The sequence below is a fragment of the Streptomyces sp. NPDC047061 genome (assembly GCF_040643955.1).
In the GTDB taxonomy this organism is placed as follows: Bacteria; Actinomycetota; Actinomycetes; order Streptomycetales; family Streptomycetaceae; genus Streptomyces.
Genome location: NZ_JBEYVI010000002.1, coordinates 117,149 through 136,018 on the forward strand (window position 1 = coordinate 117,149; position 18,870 = coordinate 136,018).

The 18,870-nt window shown below is 71.1% G+C and carries 20 protein-coding genes and 1 pseudogene; 13 read left to right on the forward strand and 8 right to left on the reverse strand.

Annotated elements, in window-relative coordinates:
* Window positions 1-38 precede the first annotated feature (38 nt).
* The 4 genes from mqnE (at window position 39) to ABZ887_RS03940 (ending at window position 3,026) form a co-directional block, all read left to right on the forward strand.
* Window positions 39-1,202: an aminofutalosine synthase MqnE gene (gene mqnE / locus ABZ887_RS03925; protein ID WP_361282640.1), complete on the forward strand. Its 1,164-nt coding sequence runs from the start codon at window positions 39-41 to the stop codon at window positions 1,200-1,202.
* A gap of 215 nt (window positions 1,203-1,417) precedes the next feature.
* Window positions 1,418-1,942: a GNAT family N-acetyltransferase gene (locus tag ABZ887_RS03930; protein WP_361282642.1), complete on the forward strand. Its 525-nt coding sequence runs from the start codon at window positions 1,418-1,420 to the stop codon at window positions 1,940-1,942.
* An 88-nt stretch (window positions 1,943-2,030) separates the two neighbouring features.
* Window positions 2,031-2,348, forward strand: a complete 318-nt coding sequence (locus ABZ887_RS03935; protein WP_361282644.1) for a DUF4229 domain-containing protein — start codon at window positions 2,031-2,033, stop codon at window positions 2,346-2,348.
* A 39-nt stretch (window positions 2,349-2,387) separates the two neighbouring features.
* The gene (locus ABZ887_RS03940) at window positions 2,388-3,026 is read left to right on the forward strand and encodes a TetR/AcrR family transcriptional regulator (protein ID WP_361282646.1); all 639 of its coding nucleotides are present in this window, start codon (window positions 2,388-2,390) and stop codon (window positions 3,024-3,026) included.
* Window positions 3,027-3,057: 31 nt separating this feature from the next.
* Here ABZ887_RS03940 and ABZ887_RS03945 read toward each other — a convergent pair whose 3' ends face one another.
* Together ABZ887_RS03945 and ABZ887_RS03950 are read right to left on the reverse strand one after the other, a co-directional pair.
* A complete protein-coding gene (locus ABZ887_RS03945; protein WP_361282648.1) occupies window positions 3,058-4,359 on the reverse strand; it encodes a DUF6716 putative glycosyltransferase in 1,302 nt (433 codons plus the stop codon).
* A 213-nt stretch (window positions 4,360-4,572) separates the two neighbouring features.
* Window positions 4,573-5,463, reverse strand: a complete 891-nt coding sequence (locus tag ABZ887_RS03950; protein ID WP_361282650.1) for a MaoC/PaaZ C-terminal domain-containing protein — start codon at window positions 5,461-5,463, stop codon at window positions 4,573-4,575.
* A gap of 348 nt (window positions 5,464-5,811) precedes the next feature.
* Here ABZ887_RS03950 and ABZ887_RS03955 point away from each other — a divergent pair, with 348 nt between their 5' ends.
* From ABZ887_RS03955 to ABZ887_RS03965, 3 genes are all read left to right on the forward strand, one after another.
* Complete coding sequence (locus ABZ887_RS03955; protein WP_361283343.1) at window positions 5,812-7,716, forward strand: AMP-binding protein; 1,905 nt, start codon at window positions 5,812-5,814, stop codon at window positions 7,714-7,716.
* 156 nt (window positions 7,717-7,872) lie between these two features.
* The gene (locus tag ABZ887_RS03960) at window positions 7,873-8,856 is read left to right on the forward strand and encodes a DUF1259 domain-containing protein (RefSeq protein ID WP_361282652.1); all 984 of its coding nucleotides are present in this window, start codon (window positions 7,873-7,875) and stop codon (window positions 8,854-8,856) included.
* An 11-nt stretch (window positions 8,857-8,867) separates the two neighbouring features.
* Window positions 8,868-10,076, forward strand: coding sequence for a cytochrome P450 (locus ABZ887_RS03965; protein ID WP_361283345.1), 1,209 nt, complete (start codon window positions 8,868-8,870; stop codon window positions 10,074-10,076).
* Window positions 10,077-10,088: 12 nt separating this feature from the next.
* On the opposite strand, the gene ABZ887_RS03970 is transcribed toward ABZ887_RS03965, so the two are convergent.
* The gene (locus ABZ887_RS03970; protein WP_361282654.1) at window positions 10,089-10,817 is read right to left on the reverse strand and encodes a TetR/AcrR family transcriptional regulator; all 729 of its coding nucleotides are present in this window, start codon (window positions 10,815-10,817) and stop codon (window positions 10,089-10,091) included.
* A 91-nt stretch (window positions 10,818-10,908) separates the two neighbouring features.
* Here ABZ887_RS03970 and ABZ887_RS03975 point away from each other — a divergent pair, with 91 nt between their 5' ends.
* Both ABZ887_RS03975 and ABZ887_RS03980 read left to right on the forward strand, forming a co-directional pair.
* Complete coding sequence (locus ABZ887_RS03975) at window positions 10,909-11,775, forward strand: NAD(P)H-binding protein (RefSeq protein WP_361282656.1); 867 nt, start codon at window positions 10,909-10,911, stop codon at window positions 11,773-11,775.
* 56 nt (window positions 11,776-11,831) lie between these two features.
* Window positions 11,832-12,656 (forward strand): hypothetical protein, encoded by an 825-nt coding sequence (locus ABZ887_RS03980; protein ID WP_361282658.1) that lies wholly within the window; start codon window positions 11,832-11,834, stop codon window positions 12,654-12,656.
* Window positions 12,657-12,686: 30 nt separating this feature from the next.
* Here the strand turns inward: ABZ887_RS03980 and ABZ887_RS03985 are convergent, their stop codons facing one another.
* Window positions 12,687-13,103 carry an ATP-binding protein gene (locus tag ABZ887_RS03985; RefSeq protein WP_361282660.1) on the reverse strand — a complete coding sequence of 139 codons (417 nt, stop codon included), beginning with the start codon at window positions 13,101-13,103 and terminating at the stop codon, window positions 12,687-12,689.
* A gap of 132 nt (window positions 13,104-13,235) precedes the next feature.
* Here ABZ887_RS03985 and ABZ887_RS03990 point away from each other — a divergent pair, with 132 nt between their 5' ends.
* The 3 genes from ABZ887_RS03990 (at window position 13,236) to kstD (ending at window position 16,283) form a co-directional block, all read left to right on the forward strand.
* The gene (locus tag ABZ887_RS03990; protein ID WP_361282662.1) at window positions 13,236-14,102 is read left to right on the forward strand and encodes a helix-turn-helix transcriptional regulator; all 867 of its coding nucleotides are present in this window, start codon (window positions 13,236-13,238) and stop codon (window positions 14,100-14,102) included.
* Window positions 14,099-14,422, forward strand: a complete 324-nt coding sequence (locus ABZ887_RS03995; RefSeq protein WP_361282664.1) for a DUF397 domain-containing protein — start codon at window positions 14,099-14,101, stop codon at window positions 14,420-14,422. Before ABZ887_RS03990 ends, ABZ887_RS03995 begins: the two co-directional genes overlap by 4 nt.
* A gap of 94 nt (window positions 14,423-14,516) precedes the next feature.
* Window positions 14,517-16,283 carry a 3-oxosteroid 1-dehydrogenase gene (kstD, locus tag ABZ887_RS04000; protein ID WP_361282666.1) on the forward strand — a complete coding sequence of 589 codons (1,767 nt, stop codon included), beginning with the start codon at window positions 14,517-14,519 and terminating at the stop codon, window positions 16,281-16,283.
* Window positions 16,284-16,287: 4 nt separating this feature from the next.
* Here kstD and ABZ887_RS04005 read toward each other — a convergent pair whose 3' ends face one another.
* From ABZ887_RS04005 to ABZ887_RS04015, 3 genes and pseudogenes are all read right to left on the reverse strand, one after another.
* Window positions 16,288-16,953, reverse strand: a complete 666-nt coding sequence (locus tag ABZ887_RS04005; RefSeq protein WP_361282668.1) for a class I SAM-dependent methyltransferase — start codon at window positions 16,951-16,953, stop codon at window positions 16,288-16,290.
* A gap of 153 nt (window positions 16,954-17,106) precedes the next feature.
* Window positions 17,107-17,421, reverse strand: coding sequence for an AzlD domain-containing protein (locus ABZ887_RS04010; RefSeq protein WP_361282670.1), 315 nt, complete (start codon window positions 17,419-17,421; stop codon window positions 17,107-17,109).
* Window positions 17,418-17,823, reverse strand: a pseudogene (locus tag ABZ887_RS04015) (hypothetical protein). Before ABZ887_RS04015 ends, ABZ887_RS04010 begins: the two are co-directional and overlap by 4 nt.
* Before the next feature lie 72 nt (window positions 17,824-17,895).
* Between ABZ887_RS04015 and ABZ887_RS04020 the strand changes: the two are divergent.
* The gene (locus ABZ887_RS04020) at window positions 17,896-18,477 is read left to right on the forward strand and encodes an XRE family transcriptional regulator (protein ID WP_361282672.1); all 582 of its coding nucleotides are present in this window, start codon (window positions 17,896-17,898) and stop codon (window positions 18,475-18,477) included.
* A 94-nt stretch (window positions 18,478-18,571) separates the two neighbouring features.
* Here ABZ887_RS04020 and ABZ887_RS04025 read toward each other — a convergent pair whose 3' ends face one another.
* The gene (locus ABZ887_RS04025) at window positions 18,572-18,775 is read right to left on the reverse strand and encodes a cold-shock protein (RefSeq protein WP_003992177.1); all 204 of its coding nucleotides are present in this window, start codon (window positions 18,773-18,775) and stop codon (window positions 18,572-18,574) included.
* Window positions 18,776-18,870: the final 95 nt, after the last annotated feature.

Below are 18,870 nucleotides of genomic sequence, written 5' to 3' on the forward strand. Positions count from 1 at the left end.
ACGTACCGTTGTCGAAGTTGTCGTAGAGAGGTGTGGGCATGGATGTCGGGCTCAAGCGTGAGCTGGAGGAGAAGGTCAGGGCCGGTGAGCGGCTGACCCGCGAGGACGGCATCGCGCTGTACGAGTCGGACGACCTCGCCTGGCTCGGCGGCCTCGCCCACGAGGTGCGGACGCGGAAGAACGGTGACGTCGTCCACTTCAACGTCAACCGCCACCTCAACATGACGAACGTGTGCACCGCGTCCTGCGCGTACTGCTCGTTCCAGCGCAAGCCGGGCGAGAAGGACGCGTACACGATGCGCATCGAGGAGGCGGTGAAGCTCGCCAAGGCGATGGAGAGCGACAACCTCACCGAGCTGCACATCGTCAACGGCCTGCACCCGAACCTGCCGTGGCGCTACTACCCGCGCTCGCTGCGTGAACTGAAGGCGGCCCTCCCGAACGTCTCGCTGAAGGCCTTCACGGCCACGGAGATCCACCACTTCGAGACGATCAGCGGCCTGTCCGCCTCCGAGATCCTCGACGAGCTGATCGACGCGGGCCTGGAGTCCCTCACCGGCGGCGGTGCGGAGATCTTCGACTGGGAGGTCCGGCAGCACATCGTGGACCACCGCACCCACTGGGAGGACTGGTCCCGGATCCACCGCCTGGCGCACGAGAAGGGTCTGAAGACCCCGTGCACCATGCTGTACGGCCACATCGAGGAGCCGAGGCACCGGGTGGACCACGTCCTGCGCCTGCGTGAACTGCAGGACGAGACGAACGGCTTCCAGGTCTTCATCCCGCTCCGCTACCAGCACGACTTCGTGGACATGAAGGACGGGAAGGTCAGGAACCGACTCCAGGCCCGGACCCAGATGGCGACCGGCGCGGAGGCCCTGAAGACCTTCGCGGTCTCCCGTCTGCTCTTCGACAACGTCCCGCACGTCAAGGTCTTCTGGGTCATGCACGGGGTGCAGACGGCGCAGCTGGCGCTCCAGCACGGGGCCGACGACATGGACGGCTCGGTGGTCGAGTACAAGATCACTCACGACGCGGACAACTACGGCACGCCGAACAAGCTGACCCGTGAGGACCTGCTGGACCTCATCCGCGACGCGGGCTTCCGCCCGGTGGAACGGAACACCCGCTACGAGATCATCCGCGAGTACGACGGCCCGGACCCGTCCCGCAGGGAGTCCCCGCAGCCGATGCGGGTGTGAGGGGGGCCGGGTGCGTTGTCGGGTGCGGGCCGGTGGGGGCTTGTCGCGCAGTTCCCCGCGCCCCTAAAAGCAAAGAAGGGGTGCTGCAGTGCGCCCCTTCAGGGGCGCGGGGAACTGCGCGATCAGCCACGACGCACCCGCACCCGGCAACGCGCCCCGTCCCGTACGGCGAGAAGTCTCTCCACACCCTCCGCCGTAATAGATACGATCCACCCATGCCCCTTACCTTCACCCTCGACCCCGCGATCACCCCCGCCCTCCGCGACGGCATCCTCAACCTGTGGACGGACGTGTCGAACGCCGGTGGGGCCGTCGGCTTCGTCGCCCCCGTGACCAGCGAGGACATCCGGCCGGAGCTGGTCAGGCACCTCGTTGCGATGGCCGAAGGCCGCCACCGCCTCCTCGTCGGGCACGACGAGGCGGGCGAGGTCGCCGCCACCGCCTTCTTCTCCTTCAACACGCACCGGCTGATGACGCACTGGGTCTGGCTGTACACCGTGATGGTGCACCCGAGGCACCAGGGGCAGGGCTATGGACGGGACCTCCTCGGGGCCGCCGCCGGCGCGGCCCGCGGCTTCGACGGCATCGACGCCATACGGCTCAGCTGCCGCGGCGGCCTCGGCCTGGAGAACTTCTACGGCTCCTGCGGATACAAGGAGGTCGGCCGGGTCCCCGCCGCGGTCCGCGTCGCACCCGGCGACGACCGCGACGACATCACCATGCTGCTCCCGCTGACCTGACGGCCCGACCGGACCCCGGTGCAAGATCGGCCCCGCAGCGTGCTTCACTGGACGGTGCCCTTTTTCGTCATCGGAAGACTGGATTGAGATGCTCCGCTACACGCTGATGCGCCTCGGTATCTTCGCGGGCTGCCTCCTCGTCGTCTGGGGCCTCGTCTACGCCGGCGCGTTCCCGCGTGGCTTCGGCGACTCCAACTTCTTCTGGGTGCTGCTGCTCTCCCTCGTCCTGTCGGCGCCGATCAGCTTCATCGTGCTGCGCAAGGAGCGGGACCGCGCCTCCGTGCAGGTCTCGCAGCGGGTCGACCGGATGAAGGCCAACATCGAGGCCAACCGCAGCCAGGAGGACGCGGCGATCGACGAGGCGGACCAGACCCAGGCCTCGGGGCAGGCCCAGGCCTCTTCCTGACCGGCTCCCCGGTCCCCGGCCCCAACTAGGCTTTGTCCCATGGGGACCGTCAAGACCAAGCGGATGCCGCGCGCGGTACGTGAGCAGCAGATGCTGGACGCCGCCGTGCGGACCTTCGGCCAGCGCGGCTATATGGCCGCGTCGATGGACGAGATCGCCGAACTCGCCGGTGTCTCCAAGCCGTTGGTGTACCTGTACCTCAACTCGAAGGAAGACCTGTTCGCGGCGTGCATCCGCCGCGAGGCCGGCGCCCTGACCGAGGCGGTCCGGACCGGCGTCGACCGCGAACTGCCCGCCGACCGGCAGCTCTGGGACGGACTGCGGGCGTTCTTCACGTACACCGCGGAACACCCCGACGGCTGGTCGGTGCTGCACATCCAGGCCCGCACCCACGGCGAGCGGTTCGCCTCCGAGGTCGCGGCGATGCGCGAGGAGATCGTCGCGTTCGTGACCCAGCTCATCGTCACCGCCGCCCGCGCCGCGCACCGCGACCCCGACCTCGGGGAGGGCGAGGTCGCGGGCCTCGCCGAGGCCCTGGTGGGCGCCGCCGAGTCCCTCGCGGCCTGGGCCAACGCCACACCCGGAGTGACGGCACGGCAGGCGGCGGCGACCCTGATGAACTTCGCCTGGGCGGGTCTGGGCAACCTGATGGAGGGCCGGCCGTGGTCCCCGCCGTGACCGTGGTCCGCGCCGTGACCGGCCCGGACCGTCAGACGGAACCCCAGCGGCGCAGGGCGGGCGCGAGCCGCTGACGGCCCACGCGGTACAGCTTCCCGGCGCCCCGCCCGGCGACCGCCCGTACCGCCTTCTTCACCCGTCCCCGGCCGCCGCCGCCCAGCGGTACCGGCAGCGGGCGGCCCCGCTCGTCGAAGCCGTTGTTCCGGAGGATGCCGTCGAGGTAGATGCCGGCGTTCTGCGGTGTGTAGTACGGGCGCAGCGGCGGCAACGGGCGCAGCGGGTCGGCTGCGCGCAGCTCGGCGATGCGGGCCCGGGCCGCGGTGTACGGGTCGCTCCTGCCGATGCCCTGGGCCGCCGCCCATTCCGGGTCCGGCTGCGGGAGCGCGCCCGCGTCGATGTCGTCCCAGGAGGCGAGGCAGCCGGAGTGCACGAAGTAGTGGTTGCCGTGGGCCTCGCGGACGCCGAAGTCGGTGAGGATCGCGGTGGGTATCTGCCGGTGCATCGACTCCAGCGCGGCCGTCGAGCTGACCGTGACCAGCAGGTCGGTGCGGTCCAGCACCTCGGCCATGTTGCCGTAGACGAGCTGGAGGTTGGCGGGCGCGGGTTCGGCGAGGGCCTCGACCAGCTTCTGGTACGGCTCCCGCTCCTCGTGCGTGGTCTGCTCGCCGGGCCGGCTGCGCAGCTTGACCAGGACGAGCCGCTCCGGCTGCAGGCGGGCGTGGGCGGCGGCCCGCTCCAGGAGCCCGAGCCGGGACGCGCGGTCCTTGGGCACGGACGGCTGGGCGGCGAAGGTGACGGTGAACGGGCGGTCGGAGGAGGGCCGGTAGGGGGCGCCGCCGAGGAAGGGCAGCGCGCACTCGACGACCGAGCCGGGGTCGACGCCCACGCTCGCGAAGACGGAGCGGAACCGCCGGGCGTCGTGGTCGGAGTTGGCGAGGACGAGATCGGTGCCGGCGCGGGTCAGGAGACCGTCGACCATCTTCTCGTAGACCACGCCGACGTACCCGCTGACCGTGACCGGCCGGTGCAGCCGGCCCTCCCAGGCGAGCCCCAGGCTGTGGACGAGTGCCAGGGCCGTGCCGCCGACGACCGCCAGCACGACGATGTCCGCGTTCGCCAGCTCCTCGTCGTCGACCAGTTCGGCGGCGCGCAGCTCGCGCCGGGTGTCGGGCTCGATACCGATCTCGGCGAGCTGCCGTTCGGTGGGGGTGGAGCGGCCCCGCAGGAAGTACGCGTCCAGCGCGTGCTCGGGGGCGATCTGCCGGGCCACCGACGCCCCCCATTTCCAGCGGGTGTCCGAGTCGGCGATTACTGCGACGCGTCTGGGAGGCATGCTCAGTGCCCTTCGTGCAATGGATCACAAAAGTGAGCAGAGGCTAAGGACGCTTTCTTGGCGCAGCATTAGGGAATCCTTCACGGATCCTTGGACGGGCTGGGTGTCCGATGTGAGGGGATCTTGGCGCACCGCTGCCACCTGCGGTTTCGTAAATGCATGACAGGATACGCATAGAAAGGCGAAACGCAGTCTTTGTGAGTTTTTAGTAGATCACGGGGCAATGCGTGGGCCGATGCTGCCCTCCACATACACCCGGTCGCCGCTCCGCAATTGAAAGCGACCGCCCTCGGCGGCGTACTCGACCGTTCCCGGCAGGAGCACCGGTGCCCGGAACTCCGCCCGTACCTGCGCCGCCGTCGGCACCCCGTGCGCGGCGAGGCACCGGGCCACCGTCCACATGCCGTGCGCGATGGCCCGGGGGAAGCCGAAGAGGCGGGCGGTGAGCGGGTGCAGGTGAATGGGGTTGCGGTCCCCGGAGGCGGCCCCGTACCGCCGGCCGACGTCCCCGGCGATCCGCCACTCCCCGACGACGGGCAGGAGCCCGGGCTCGTCCCGGACCGTCTCACCGGTGTGCCGCGTGCGGTGCCGCGCCAGATACGTGCTCCGCGACTCCCACACGACGTCCTCGCCGGCCCGCACCGCGGTCACGACGGTGGCCTCGGTGCCCCGCCGGTGCGGGCTCAGCCTCTCCACGTGGACGGCCATGTCGTACGTCCCGTCCCCGGGCAGTTCGGCATGCCGCACGATCTCGATCGAGGTGTGCACCAGCCCCAGCAGCGGCAACGGAAAGTCCCGCGCACTCATGAGCCGCATGGCCAGCGGAAACCCGAGCACATGCGGATAGGTGATCGGCAGCCCGTCCTCACCGGTGCCGAACCCGCAGACGCGCTCATAGGCGGCGAGCTTCGCGAGGTCGGGACGGACGCGGGGGAGGCGGAGCCGGGTGCGGGGGAGGTCGACGTCGGGGGCGGGGTGCTTGAACGGTGACCGCAGCGCGCCGAGGGCGAACAGGGGGCCGAGGGACGGGGCGCGGTCAAGGACGATCACAGAGGCTGCCTCTCGATGCCGGTGCCACAGCGGTCCGTCATGTCCGTCCCCCATGTCGCCCGATTCCTGACTCCGGAGTAAGGTTACCGTAGGTAAGTCTATGTCACAGCTGTCAAGTGCCGGGAAACGGGCCGAACGTGAAGGACCCTCACGTAACCTCCGGGATTGCACAGGCCCGTCCCCGGACAACCCCCGAAAACCCACAACCCCGCCACAGCGGACCCGTACGATCTCCAGCCTGAACCGCCGGTAACCCCTTTCCGAGGGCCGGTGCCGGTGAACGCCTCGGTGCGCGAGGCACGTACGTCATGCAGCAAGCAGTTCACCGCTGCACGCCCGAGGAGCCGCCCCGTGTCCACGTCCTCTTATCCGAACGCCGTCCCCGTAGCCCCGGGTGCGGCGATCCAGGCCACGGACTACGACGGGAAGCCGATCCTGGTGGAGCCCCTCGTCCAGCGGCTGGACGGGGTGGTGCGGGAGGCGTACGTACCGCCGTTCGCGCCGCCGGTGCGGCACGGCTCCCTCGCCGACCTGCCGTTCGAGAACGCGGAGGCGGAGCCGGGCGCCGTGGTGCTCAGCCGCAAGTCGGGGGAGGACGACGGTGACTGGGAGCACGTGACGGCCGCGGAGTTCGCCGCGCAGGTGCTGGCGGTGGCCAAGGGGCTGATCGCGGAGGGGCTGATGCCGGGCGACCGGATCGCGATCATGGCCCGGACGACGTACGAGTGGACGCTCCTCGACTTCGGCGCCTGGGCGGCCGGCCTGGTGACCGTGCCGGTCTACCCGACCTCCTCGGTCTTCCAGACCCGCTGGATCATGCACGACTCGGGTGCCGTCGCCCTGGTCACGGAGTCCAGCGCGCAGGCCGCCGCGCTCGGACCCGAACTCGACCGGCTGCCCGACCTCAGGCACCTGTGGGTGATGGAGAAGGGGCATGTGGACCGGCTGGCCGAAGCCGGTGTGCAGGTGCCGGACGCCGAAGTGGGCGTACGGCGCGGCATGCTGGGGCCCGACACCCTCGCCACCCTCATCTACACCTCGGGCACCACCGGCCGCCCCAAGGGCTGCGCCCTCTCGCACGGCAACTTCTTCGCCGAGGTCGACAACGCGATCGAGCTCCTCTACCCGATCTTCAAGTCGCGCAACGACGAGGAGGTCTCCATCCTCCTCTTCCTGCCCATGTCCCACGTCTTCGGGCGCATGGTGGCGATCGCCTGCATCCGCGCCGGGGTCCGCCTCGGCCACGCCCCCAGCCTCAAGGCCGAGGACCTCCTCCCGGACCTCGCCGCCTTCAGGCCGACCTGCCTCCTGACCATCCCGTACATGCTGGAGAAGGTCTTCAACACCGCGCGGGCGAAGGCGGAGGCGGGCGGCCGGGTCTCGGTCTTCGACCGGGCCACCGGGGTCGCCCAGCGGTACGGCGAGGCGCTGGAGGCCAAGCAGACCGGCACCGGCAGCGGACCCGGCCGCGCCCTGAAGACGGCCCGTTCCTTCTACGACCCGCTCGTCTACCGCCGTATCCGCACCGCCATGGGCGGCAAGGTCCGCCACATCATCTGCGGCGGCTCACCGCTGGGCCGGCGCCTCGCCGCGTTCTACGCCGGGGCCGGCATCGAGATCTACGAGGGCTACGGCCTGACCGAGACCACCGCCGCCTCCACCTGCACCCCGCCGCTCAAGCCCCGCCTGGGCACGGTGGGCTGGCCGATGCCCGGCACCAAGGTCCGGATCGCCGCCGACGGGGAGATCCTGGTCGCCGGCGACCACGTGCTGCGCGGCTACTGGGACCCGGCGGCCGGCGGGGTCGTCGCGGCCACCCGGGACGGCTGGCTGGCCACCGGCGACCTCGGCGAACTGGACGACGAGGGCTACCTCACCATCACCGGCCGCAAGAAGGAGATGCTGATCACGGCCGGCGGCAAGTCGGTGGCCCCGGCCCCGCTGGAGAACTGGCTGCGCTCGCACCCCCTCATCTCCCAGGTGATGCTGGTCGGCGACGGGCTGCCGTACGTCAGCGCCCTCGTCACCCTCGACCGGGACGGGCTCACCCACTGGCGCCAGATGAACGGCAAGCACCCGGTGCCGCCGGAACTCCTCATGGACGACATGGAGTTGCGGGCCGTCCTGCAGCGCGCCGTCGACGAGGCCAACAAGCTGGTCTCCCGCCCCGAGTCCATCCGCCGCTTCGAGATGCTCCCCGTCGACTTCACCGAGGAGGCCGGTCATCTGACCCCCTCGATGAAGCTGCGCCGCGAGGTGATCATGAAGGACTTCGCGACGGAGATCGAGGGTCTCTACGCGAAGTGAGCCGCGGCCGTCGCGCGCAGCGGTCCGCGGCCCGGTGTCCGGTGGTCCGCGGCCTCGGCGTCCGGTGGTTTGTGTTGGGCCACCTGGCCCACCTGGCGCGATGGCATCACGGGGACCGTCCGCGGCCCGTGATTCCATCGCGCCAGGAGGTACACCATGGCCGACGACCGGCAGCAGGACACCCACCCCCGACCGTCCACCACCCGGCGCCGCGTGCTTGCCGCGGGCGCCGTGGCCCCCGTCCTCGCAGGCGCGGCGACCCCGGCCGCCCAGGCACTCTCCCGCGACCGCCCGCGCACCCTGGTCGAACCCGAGATGACCGGCCTCGCCTACTGGGCGGACGTGGCCAAGGCGCTCGGACGGCCGGGCGACATGAAGCGGTTCATGTACCACACCGGCTTCCCCCGCCGGGACCTCAAGGTGGTCTCCCGGGGCGTGCGGATCGAGACCTCGCTGGCCCTCGGCACCCACGTCGCCTTCGTCCGCTACAAGGACGGCGCCCATCTGCTGATGGGCGACGCCGTGGTCACCGAGCACGAGATGGACGGCTTCAGCGACGCCGTCCTGGCGCACGGCATCGAGATCAACGCCGTGCACAAGCACCTGTTCGCCCACCAGCCCTCCCTGTGCTGGGTACATCTGCACGCCCATGCCCACGACCCGGTGTCCGTCGCCAAGGGGCTGCGCGCGGCCTTCGACCGCACCGGCACCCCGCCGGACCGGACGCCCCCCACCCCGGTCCTCGACCTGGACACCAAGGGCATCGACACCGCGCTCCGCAGCAAGGGCGTCCAGGACGAGGGCATCTACAAGAGCGTCTGGGCACGTGTGGAGCGGATCGTGGACGGCGACATGATCCTGCCGCCCGGTCTCGGCTCGACGACCACCGTCAACTTCCAGCCCCTGGGCCGGGGGAAGGTCGCGGTCAACGGTGACTTCGTGATGACCGCGGGCGAGGTCCAGCCGGTCCTGAAGATCCTGCGCAAGGGCGGGGTCGGCCTGGTCGAGCTCCACCACCACAACCTCTACGACGAGCCGCGCCTGTTCTTCCTCCACTACTGGGCGATCGGCGACGCCCTGCGGCTCGCGAAGGACCTGAGCGCCGCCGTCCACGCCACCAACGTGGTGCCGTTCTCGTGAGCGACCGACCGATGAAGGAGACGAACGTGCAGCCGGTCAACTGCCCCTTCGGTTTCAGCAAGTCCCTCGACTTCGACCCGGCCCTGGCCGGCTTCATGGCGCGTGAGTCCCTCGGCACGATCCGGCTGCCGTACGGCGAGTCGGACGCCTGGCTGGTCACCAGGTTCGAGTCGGTGCAGCAGGTGACCACGGACCCCCGGTTCAGCCGGGCCGGGATCATCGAGCACGACTATCCACGCCTGACGGCCGAGCCGATCGTCTCCCCCGAGTCGATCAACGTGATGGACCCGCCGCACAGCAGCCGGATCCGGCATCTGGCCACCCAGGCCTTCACCGAGCGCCACGTGGACCGCATGCGGGGCCGGATCACCCTCCTCACGGACCGGCTGCTCGACGAGATGGAGTCCGAGGGCCCGCCGGCCGACCTGGTCCGGCACCTGTCCAACACCCTGCCGCAGCACACGATCCTGGACCTGCTGGGCATCGAGCGCGCCGAGTGGCCCCGGATGGAGGAGGAGGTCCACCGGCTGCTGGTGCTCGGCGCGGGCAACCGGGACGTCGCCCGCGCGGCCAAGGAGGACCTGACGGCCTACTTCACCGAGCTCGTCGCCGAACGCCGGCACAACCCGGGTACGGACATCATCAGCGTGCTCGCCGAGGCACGGGACGGCGAGGACCAGCTCGACGACCGGGAACTGGCCGTCCTGGCCCTGACCTTCACCCTCAGCGGCCAGGACACGGCGACCTGCCAGATCAGCAACATCGCGTACCTGCTGCTGACCCGTCCGGAGCTGGCGGAGTACGCCCGTGAGCACCGCAAGGACCTGACGGACTTCCTCCACGAACTGCTCCGGTACATCCCCTTCCGCAAGGGCGTGGGCATTCCCCGGGTGGCGCTGGAGGACGTCGAGATGGACGGGGTGGTCATCCGGCGCGGCGACTTCGTCCACGTGTCGTACCTGGCGGCCAACCGCGACCCGGACCGCTATCCGGATCCGCACGCGATCCTGCCCGACCGAACCGTCGCTCCCCACATGACCTTCGGCTGGGGCGGCCACCGGTGTGTCGCGGTCCCGCTGGCGATGGCCGAACTGGAGGTCGCCGTGGACCGCCTCCTGGACCGCTTCCCCACGCTCCGCCTGGCGGTGCGCCCGGAGGAGGTCCGCTGGGACACCGACACCATCCGCCGGTTCCCCCTGGAGCTGCCGGTGGCCTGGTAGCCGTACGACAGGTCAGGAGCCGGTGGCCAGGCGGTCCAGCCACTCGCTCATGAGGTGCTGTTCGGCCGGGCTGAGGGCCGTCTGGTCGGAGAGGGAGGCGCGCAGGGCGCGGGCGGCGCCGGCGGGGCCGGTCGTGTGTACGGCGGGCTTCTCCGTGGTGACGGCCGTGACCATCGCCTCGCGGAGGGTCGTCAGCAGGGCCGGGTCGCGCTCGGCCGCCGGCGCGGACAGCCAGGTGAGGACGGCGCCGCGGGCCGTGGCGTGGATGACGTCGGCCGCGAGCGCCTCGCCGACCCGCAGCCGGCCGCCGACGGCGAGCCGGCGGACCCGGCCCTTCAGGATCTCCAGCCCGGTCCGGAAGGCGGGCGAGTCGCTGCGTGAGACGTCGCCGTACATGAGCGCGTACAGCGCCGGGTTCTCCAGCCCGAACCGGACCGCGAGGTCCCAGCTGTCCCGCAGGTCCTGGATCGGGTCCTCGGGGTCCGGGACGACGCGCTTGCTCGCGAGGAACGTGGCGAAGCCGTGTTCGGCCACCGCCTCCAGCAGCCCCTCCTTGTCGCCGAACAGCCGGTAGATGGCCGGGGCCTGGAGCCCCGCGGCGACGGCGACCGCGCGGGTGGTGACGGCGTCCCGCCCCTCGCGCTCCAGCAGCCCGATGGCGGCGTCGATGACGCGCTGCCGGGTGTCGGTGGCGGCGGAGCCGGTGGCGGCGGCGGTCGTGTCACGTGGTCCCGATGGCATGTATCAACGATATCGCGCACTTGATTCCATCGTTAGTATCGGTGTTACTGTGAAGATGTTTCCACTGTTACTGTCATCGCTGGAGGACATCGTGATCGTCGTGACCGGAGCCACCGGACAGCTCGGCGGCCGGATCGTGGAGCGGCTGCTGGACCGCATACCGGCCGAGGGGGTCGGCGTCAGCGTCCGGGACCCGAGGAAGGCGCAGGCCCTCGCGGACCGGGGCGTGCGGGTGCGGCAGGGCGGCTTCACCGAACCGGCCGACCTGGCGCACGCCTTCGAGGGCGCGTCCCAGATCCTGATCGTCTCCGTGGACCGGATGGGCGAGGAGGCCGTACGGCAGCACCGCACCGCCGTCGACGCGGCCCTCGCGGCGGGCGCCCGCCGGATCGTCTACACCGCCCACATGGGCGCGAGCCCCACCTCCCGCTTCCAGGCCTGCCGCGACCACGCGGCCGCGGAGGAGGCCCTCGCCGCCTCGGGCGTCGCCTGGACCTCGCTGCGCAACGGCTTCCACGCGGACAGCGGGCTCGGCTTCCTCGCGCAGGGCCTGGAATCCGGGGAGGTCGCCCTGCCCGCCGACGGCCCGGTCTGCTGGACGGCCCACGCCGACCTGGCGGAGGCGGCGGCCGTGATCCTCGCGGACGAGGGCCGCTTCGAGGGCCCGACGCCCCCGCTGACCGGCTCCGAGGCGCTCACCTTCGCCGACCTCGTCGCCCTCGCTGGCGAACTCACCGGCCGCCCGATCACCAGGACCACCGCACCCGACGACACGTTCCGCGCGCACCTCGTGGCCGGCGGCGTCCCCGCCGAGACCGCCGACCAGCTCCTGGGCATCTTCACCGCCGCCCGCGAGGGCGAGTTCGCGAACCCCGACCCCACCCTGGCGAAGCTGCTCGGCCGCGAACCCGCCTCCCTGCGCACGCTGTTGCGCGAGCGCCTCGCCGGAAACGCGTAGGCCGCACGCGCCCGGAACCAGGTTTTCTCTTCCGGTCCTCAGGGCACAGCCGTGCCATGACCGATGACTTAGTGGCAAACGCGTTCGAGGGTCTCGGCGTCCCGTACTCCTCCGCCGCCGCCATGGCACAGCTCCTGCGCGACGACGTGACGGACACACTCTGTGGGCTCTATCCGGGGGTGGCACACCTGGACGGGTCGCGTTGGCTGCTGGCGGCGGCGAGCGCCCTGCCGACGACCGTCCCGGCGCTCGCGCAGACGATGATCCCCGGCCTCGACGAGCACCGGGCGCAGTCGGCGGCCCTGCCCGCCGTCCTCCTGCTGGGGCTGGCGGACGGGCTGGGCCGGCGCTCCGGCCTCGGCGACGCGGGCCGCGCAGCGCCCGGCTCCAAACTGAGGAAGGCGGCCCGGACACGGGCCCCGGAACTGGTGGCCGGGGAACTGGCCGGGCAGGAGGGCCTGTGCCGGCAACTCGCCGGGCTCCTGCACTCGTCGGCGGTCACCCTGGGTGCCTCCGGCGACAAGGCGCAGGGCGGCTGGGCCCTGCTCGCCGCCATGGAAGCCTGCCGAGTCCACCCCCTCCCCGAGCCCGGCCGCACCTCGACGACCCCCGGCGGGCAGCTGGCCGGCCGGGCCTTCCGGCTGGGCCGGGCCCTGCTCTACGGCATAGCACTCGAACTGATCGGCACCGACCCCGACGCCTGGGCCACCCCCCGCCGTTCTTTCCGGTCCGCCTTCGTCGTGGTCGGTTCCCTCGTCGTCTGGTTTCTGCTCGGGTTCGTTCTGCCCCGCTGGTTCTTCTACCTGCTCCTCCCCATCACGGTGGGCGGCTACCTCCTGTTCTCGTCCGCGGCGGGCCGGGCCCGCTCGCGAGGGGACTGACGGCCGGGATCCCGCTGCGCGCGAGCCGCCCTAGAGGGTGAGTTCCGCCCACACCGTCTTGCCGACGTCCCGCTCCTTCACTCCCCACGCCCGCGCCAGCAGCGACACCACCACCAGACCGCGTCCGCCCTCCGCGCCCGCGTCCCGCACGAACCGCAGCCGCCGGTCGTCCCGCGCATCGCTCACCTCGATACGGAGGGTGTTGCCGGGGGTGAGCAGGAGCAGCCGTACCTCGAAGTCCCGGCCGGGGACGCGACCGTGGGTGACCGCGTTCGCGGCGAGTTCCGCGGTGAGCTGCTGAGCCGTGTAATTCAGGTCGCTGTCGTGGGGGTATCCCCAGGTGGCCAGCTGGTGGGCGACGAGGCGCCGGGCCAGCCGGGCGCCCCGCGGGGTGGCGCTCAGACGCTGGGTCAGCTCGGCGGCGGGGGTGGAGATTTCGGCGTTCACGTGACAGAGCGTGGCCGGTTCTCCGTACCCTGACCAGGGGCGATCACGCGACTCACGGTAGCCGTACGGGTGTGTCGGGTGAGGAGTACGGGTTGTCGGCCGTGACCACGACGACGTGAGGCGGAGGCGTACGTGACGGACGTACAGCAGGAGCGGCGGCCGGAGACACCGGCGGAGGCCGAGGGCACGACGGGGCTGTTCAGCGCACTGGGCAAGCAACTGAAGCTGCTGCGTGAGCGGAAGGGGCTCACGCAGAAGGAGTTCGGCGCGCTGGTGGGGTACGGGCCGGACGCGATCTCGGCGATGGAGAGGGGGGTGCGGGTTCCCCAGCCGGACATGCTGGTGAAGTCGGACGAGCTGTTGGAGTGCGGGGGGTTGCTGGGGGCGGCGGTGCCCGAGCTGAAGGAGGCGATGAAGAGGGCGCGGACTCGGCATCCGGAGTGGTATCGGGGATATGCGGGACTGGAGGCGCAGGCCGTCTCGCTCTACGACTACAGCACCATGGGCGTCCTCGGGTTGTTGCAGACGGAGGACTACTCACGGGCCGTGTTCACCCAACGGCACCCACCCCTGGACGAGGACACGATCGAGAAGCGGGTGGCCGACCGGCTCTCGCGCCAGCAGATCTTCGAGCAGTGGCCACCGCCCGAGTTCAGCTTCGTCATGGAACAGGCGGTGCTGGAACGGCCGATCGGCGGAGCCGAGGTACACCGGGCGCAGCTTGAACAGTTGCTGCGGATCGGGCGGATGCGGAATGTGCAGGTTCAGGTGATGCCCACACGGCGGCACGAACACCCCTGCCTGGACAACTCGTTCACGTTGCTGACCCCCAAGGGGAAGGAGCAAGTGGGCTACATGGAGAGCCAGGGGTACCCGCGGCTGATCACTGACCGAGAAGAGGTCCGCGTACTCGCCGCCCGCTATGGGATCATCCGGGCGCAGGCACTCAACCCGCACGAGTCCCTGGACTTGATCGAGGAGATGCTGGAAGAGCGATGACCATAGAGAAGTTGAGCTGGTTCAAGTCGACCTACAGCAGCGGCGAGGGCGGTCAATGCCTCGAAGCCGCCTACACCTGGCGCAAGTCGTCGTACAGCGACGGCGAAGGCGGCCAGTGCCTCGAAGTCGGTTACCCCTGGCGCAAGTCCAGCCACAGCAGCGGCGAAGGCGGCGATTGCCTCGAAGTCCGTGCCGCCCCCTCCGTCATCCACATCCGTGACTCGAAGTGTGGCGCCGCCTCCCACCTCACGCTCTCGCCCTCCTCCTGGTCGGCGTTTCTCAGAGAGGTCGCTGAGCCGGGCGCGGCTCTACCCCGCTGACAGCGGGCTCCGCACGGCCCTTGACTTCACAAGACCCTCGCGGGACCTTCCCTCCCCAATCCTCATGTTTGTGTCAGGTCTGGAGGGAACGGTCATGTCGGTGAGCGCGAGACCCACCCGGAGACAGGTGCTGGGCACCACGGCGGCGACGGGGCTCGCCCTCGCCGCCGGGGCGCACGGCGTGGCGGCCGGTGCCGATCTGCCGGTGCTCGGCACGTACGACGTCGTGGTCGTCGGCGCGGGGGCCGCCGGCATGACCGCCGCGCTCACCGCCGCCGCGCAGGGGCTCAGCTGCGTGGTGGTGGAGAAGGCGGCGACCTTCGGCGGCTCGGCGGCCCGTTCCGGCGCCGGGATCTGGATCCCCAACAACTCCGTCATCCTGGCCGCCGGGGTGCCCGACACCCCGGCCAAGGCGGCCGCCTACCTGGCGGCGGTGGTCGGCTCCGACGTCCCCGCCGCCCGCCAGCAGTCGTTCCTCGCGCACGGCCCGGCGATGCTGACGCAGGTCATGACATCCAGCCCGCTGCGCTTCCGCTGGATGGAGGGGTACAGCGACTACTACCCCGAACTGCCCGGTGGCCTCCCGAACGGCCGCTCCATCGAACCCGACCAGCTCGACGGCAACCTGCTCGGCGCCGAACTGGCCCACCTCAACCCGCCGTACCTCCAGGTCCCGTCCGGGATGGTGGTGTTCAGCGCCGACTACAAGTGGCTGGCCCTGTCCGCCGTCAGCGTCAAGGGCGCCGCCGTCGCCACCGAGTGCCTGGCCCGCGGGACCCGGGCCGCACTGCTCGGGCAGACCCCGCTCACCATGGGGCAGTCGCTGGCGGCGGGGCTGCGCAAGGGGCTGCTGGACGCGGGGGTACCGGTGTGGCTGAACACCCCGCTGACCGGCCTCTACCAGGAGAGCGGGGTGGTGACCGGGGCGGTGGTGACCCAGGGCGGCACCGCCGGGCTGGTGCGGGCCCGGCGCGGGGTGGTCGTCGGCTCCGGCGGCTTCGAGCACAACGCGGCCATGCGGGCGCAGTACCAGCGGCAGCCGATCGGCACCGACTGGACCGTCGGCGCGAAGGAGAACACCGGGGACGGGATCCGGGCCGGGGCGGCGGCAGGCGGCGCGCTCGCGCTGATGGACGACGCCTGGTGGGGCCCGGCGATCCCGCTCCCCGCCGACCCGTACTTCTGCCTCGCCGAACGCACCCTCCCCGGCGGCCTGATGATCAACGCGGCGGGCCGCCGCTTCGTCAACGAGGCCGCCCCCTACAGCGACGTCGTCCACGTCATGTACGACCGCAACCCGACCGACCCCGAGATCCCGGCGTGGCTGATCGTCGACCAGAACTACCGCAACCGCTACCTCTTCCGGGACATCGCCCCGACCTTCGTCCTCCCGGACGCCTGGTACACCTCCGGCGCCGCGTACAAGGCCTGGACCTGGGACGCCCTCGCCGCCGCCGTCGGCGTCCCGGCCGCCGCCCTGCGCACCACCGTCGACCGCTTCAACTCCCTTGCGGTGAGCGGCAAGGACACCGACTTCAAGCGCGGCGACAGCGCCTACGACCACTACTACACGGACCCGTCCGTACTGCCCAACTCCTGCCTGGCCCCGCTGTGGCTGCCGCCGTTCTACGCCTTCCGGATCATGCCGGGCGACCTGGGGACGAAGGGCGGACTGGTGACCGACGCACGGGCACGGGTGCTGCGCGCCGACGGGTCCGTGATCAACGGGCTCTACGCGGCCGGGAACGCGAGTGCCGCGGTGATGGGGCACAGCTATGCGGGCGCCGGGTCGACCATCGGCCCCGCGATGACGTTCGGGTACGTCGCGGCGATGGATCTGGCCGGGGCGCTCCCGGCGTGACCCGCTACCCGGCCACCGGTTCGGCTCCGGGGCGGCGGGCCGCCAGCAGGAAGGCCTGCGGGCTCGTCTCCCCGAGCGCCTCGTCCGGTTCGCGGACCGTCGTGGAGCGGAGGTCGAAGCCCGCGTCCCCCAGCAGCTCCGCCATCCGCTCCGGCCGCCGCCGCAGGAAGTCCAGCGTCACCGGATGCCCCCAGGGGTTCTCATGCCGGCGCGCCACGTCCCCCACCTGGAAGGCCAGCAGCAGGTGGCCGCCCGGCTTCAGCACCCTCTTGAACTCCTCGAACAGCAAGGGCAGTCCGTCATCCGGCGTATGGATCGACGAGTACCAGCACAGCACCCCGTCCAACGCCCCGTCCGCCACCTCCAGCTCCAGCATCGAGCCCTGTACGAAGCGCAGTTCGGGATTCTCGCGGCGGGCGATCGCCAGCATCGACTCGGACAGGTCCAGGCCGAACACCGACAGGCCCAGCGCCGTCAGCCGGGCGGTGACCCGGCCCGGGCCGCAGCCCAGATCGGCCACCTCGGCGCCGGGGCCGACGAGTTCGGCGAACACGTCCAACATGGCTCTCTCCACGGGCCTGTGGGCGAACTCGGAGCGGAAGCGGTCCGCGTAGTCGGAGGCGATCGCGTCGTAGAACGTACGCGTGGCGGTGATGAAGTCGGTGGTCATGCCCGGGGAACTTAACGGCTGGCACTGACACCAGCGCCCCGAAGGGGCGCGGGGCTGTGTTGGCTGTGCGGCTACCGCCGCGTGGGCGCGACCAGCCCCAACGGCGCCGCGGCCGAACAACTACCCCATCTCGGCCCTGCCCAAGCGGCGCGCTCAGCCGACCCCGCCCGCCCGCAGCAGTGCCGTCACCCCCGCGGCCCCCAGGACCACGACCACGAACGGCGCCCGCCGCCAGGCCAGTACGCCCGCCACCAGCACCCCGGCCGGGCGGGCCCAGCCCGCGAAGCCGCCGGCCTCGGTCAGCGCGCCGGTGGCCAGCAGGGCCACGAGGAGGACCACCGCCCCCGCCGACGCCAGCTCCTGGACCCGCGCCGGGATCTCCACCCGGCCGTGCAGCGCCGGGCCCACCAGACGGAAGGCGTACGTGCCGACCGCGAGGGCGAGGATCATGACCACCGTGGCGCTCATCGTCGTACCACCACCAGGGCGGCGAGGGAGAGCAGGACCGGGACCCCGGCCGGGACGAGCGGGGTCACCGCGAGGGCGATCGCCGCGCCGAGCAGGGCCGCGCGGCGTACGCCCGGGTCCGCGCGGAGGGCGGGCAGGACCAGGGCGACCAGCACCGCAGGGAACGCCGCGTCCAGGCCGTAGCGGTCGGTGTCGCCGAGGGCGCTGCCCGCGAGGGCGCCGACCAGCACCCCCGAGGGACATCACGACCGGGACCCAGACGGGCAGGCCACCGGCCACGCCGACCGCGCCGAAGGAGACGCCGACGATCCCGCCGGCCAGCCAGACGAGTGAACTGTCCCGGACGAGCGAACTCCCCGTTCGGGCGCCCGGCGGAAGAGTGGTTCGGTGTGACGAACGCATGTTCTCTACAATGAACACAGAGAGTCCTGTTCGTCAAGGTGAACGGTCGTACCGATGGAGCGAACGAATCAGATGTCCGAGACACCCGACCGGCCGGACCGGTCAGACCGGCTTCCGATGGAGTGGATCGCCGGTTCGCTGAAGCGGGAGCGGGCCCGGGTCGGGCTCTCGCTGTCCGAGCTGGCCAAGCGGGCCGGAATCGCGAAGTCCACGCTGTCCCAACTGGAGGCCGGCGGCGGGAACCCGAGCGTGGAGACACTGTGGGCGCTCGGCGTGGCGCTGGGCGTGCCGTTCAGCGCGCTGGTGGAGCCGCCGGTGTCCGCGGTCCAGGTGATCAGGGCGGGGGAGGGGCCCACGGTCGCGTCGGAACGGGTCGACTTCGCCGCCACCCTGCTGTCGTCCTGCCCGCCCGGCGCCCGCCGGGACATCTACCACCTGCGGATGGAGCCGGGCGTGCCGCGGGAGTCCGAACCGCACATTCCGGGAACGGTCGAACATCTCGTCGTATGCGGCGGGCAGGTAAAGGCCGGGCCACGCGGAGAAACCGTCGAATTGAACCCCGGGGATTACCTGACGTATCGCGGGGACGTGCCGCACTCCTACGAGGCGTTGCTGCCCGGCACCACGTTCGTGCTGGTCATGCAGCACGTCTGAGGCGGCGGTGGAAAGGCAGGAGCCCCGTTGCCTGACGGCACGGGGCTCCTTGGGTACTGCACTCAGTCTGCGATCAGACTTGGTTTGTCTGCGATCAGACGGGGGTGACGTTCTCCGCCTGCGGACCCTTCGGGCCCTGCGTCACGTCGAAGCTCACCTGCTGGTTCTCCTCGAGGGAGCGGAACCCGCTGGCGTTGATCGCGGAGTAGTGGACGAAGACGTCGGGGCCGCCGCCTTCCTGGGCGATGAAGCCAAAGCCCTTTTCGGCGTTGAACCACTTCACGGTTCCGGTAGCCATAAGCCCTCCTTGGGCTCAAAAGGGTCGCCCTGCTCCAGAACCTGCAAGTGTGAAAACAAACTAAGTGCCGCACAACTGCATATGTCTGAAAACGA

Bases quoted from the DNA above. Each gene is read 5' to 3' on its own strand.
- mqnE (WP_361282640.1), top strand. From the start codon at position 39: ATGGATGTCGGGCTCAAGCGTGAGCTGGAGGAGAAGGTCAGGGCCGGT.
- ABZ887_RS03930 (WP_361282642.1), top strand. From the start codon at position 1,418: ATGCCCCTTACCTTCACCCTCGACCCCGCGATCACCCCCGCCCTCCGC.
- ABZ887_RS03935 (WP_361282644.1), top strand. From the start codon at position 2,031: ATGCTCCGCTACACGCTGATGCGCCTCGGTATCTTCGCGGGCTGCCTC.
- ABZ887_RS03940 (WP_361282646.1), top strand. From the start codon at position 2,388: ATGGGGACCGTCAAGACCAAGCGGATGCCGCGCGCGGTACGTGAGCAG.
- ABZ887_RS03945 (WP_361282648.1), bottom strand. From the start codon at position 4,359: ATGCCTCCCAGACGCGTCGCAGTAATCGCCGACTCGGACACCCGCTGG.
- ABZ887_RS03950 (WP_361282650.1), bottom strand. From the start codon at position 5,463: ATGGGGGACGGACATGACGGACCGCTGTGGCACCGGCATCGAGAGGCA.
- ABZ887_RS03960 (WP_361282652.1), top strand. From the start codon at position 7,873: ATGGCCGACGACCGGCAGCAGGACACCCACCCCCGACCGTCCACCACC.
- ABZ887_RS03965 (WP_361283345.1), top strand. From the start codon at position 8,868: ATGAAGGAGACGAACGTGCAGCCGGTCAACTGCCCCTTCGGTTTCAGC.
- ABZ887_RS03970 (WP_361282654.1), bottom strand. From the start codon at position 10,817: ATGCCATCGGGACCACGTGACACGACCGCCGCCGCCACCGGCTCCGCC.
- ABZ887_RS03980 (WP_361282658.1), top strand. From the start codon at position 11,832: ATGACCGATGACTTAGTGGCAAACGCGTTCGAGGGTCTCGGCGTCCCG.
- ABZ887_RS03995 (WP_361282664.1), top strand. From the start codon at position 14,099: ATGACCATAGAGAAGTTGAGCTGGTTCAAGTCGACCTACAGCAGCGGC.
- kstD (WP_361282666.1), top strand. From the start codon at position 14,517: ATGTCGGTGAGCGCGAGACCCACCCGGAGACAGGTGCTGGGCACCACG.
- ABZ887_RS04005 (WP_361282668.1), bottom strand. From the start codon at position 16,953: ATGACCACCGACTTCATCACCGCCACGCGTACGTTCTACGACGCGATC.
- ABZ887_RS04010 (WP_361282670.1), bottom strand. From the start codon at position 17,421: ATGAGCGCCACGGTGGTCATGATCCTCGCCCTCGCGGTCGGCACGTAC.
- ABZ887_RS04020 (WP_361282672.1), top strand. From the start codon at position 17,896: ATGTCCGAGACACCCGACCGGCCGGACCGGTCAGACCGGCTTCCGATG.
- ABZ887_RS04025 (WP_003992177.1), bottom strand. From the start codon at position 18,775: ATGGCTACCGGAACCGTGAAGTGGTTCAACGCCGAAAAGGGCTTTGGC.